General features: G+C 49.4%; 1 protein-coding gene. It reads right to left on the bottom strand.

Going from position 1 to position 561, the window contains the following annotated elements; all coding sequences use genetic code 11:
- Positions 1 to 16 precede the first annotated feature (16 nt).
- A partial coding sequence (locus RH88_RS10405; RefSeq protein WP_005595647.1) for a transketolase-like TK C-terminal-containing protein occupies positions 17 to 561 on the bottom strand: 545 nt, incomplete at its 5' end.

Genomic DNA, 561 nt, shown 5'->3' on the forward strand with positions numbered 1-561 from the left:
AGCTAGCAAGCGGCAATTAAGCCAGTAACTCTTGCGCAGTATTCACTACGTTCTCAACTGTGAAACCAAACATTTCAAACAGTTGTTCAGCGGGTGCTGACTCACCGAACGTTGTCATACCGATGATACGACCATCAAAACCAACGTACTTGTACCAGAAGTCAGCAATACCGGCTTCAATCGCGATACGCGCTGTCACATCTGAAGGCAATACTGACTCACGGTAAGCCGCATCTTGCTTATCAAAAGCGTCAGTTGCTGGCATTGATACGATGCGTACCGCTTTGCCTTGCGCCGTTAGTTCTTCTGCCGCTTTCACTGCTAGCTCAACTTCAGAGCCAGTTGCGATAAGGATTAGCTCAGGCTTACCTGCGCAATCTTTTAGGATGTAGCCGCCGCGAGCGATGTTCGCCACTTGCTCTGCATCACGAGGTTGTTGTGCTAGGTTTTGACGCGAGAAGATCAGCGCTGATGGGCCATCTTTACGTTCAATCGCCAGTTTCCATGCTACCGCTGATTCAACTTGGTCACATGGACGCCATGTGCTCATGTTTGGTGTTA

Origin of the sequence: Vibrio scophthalmi LMG 19158, from assembly GCF_000222585.1 — a bacterium.
Classification (GTDB): domain Bacteria; phylum Pseudomonadota; class Gammaproteobacteria; order Enterobacterales; family Vibrionaceae; genus Vibrio; species Vibrio scophthalmi.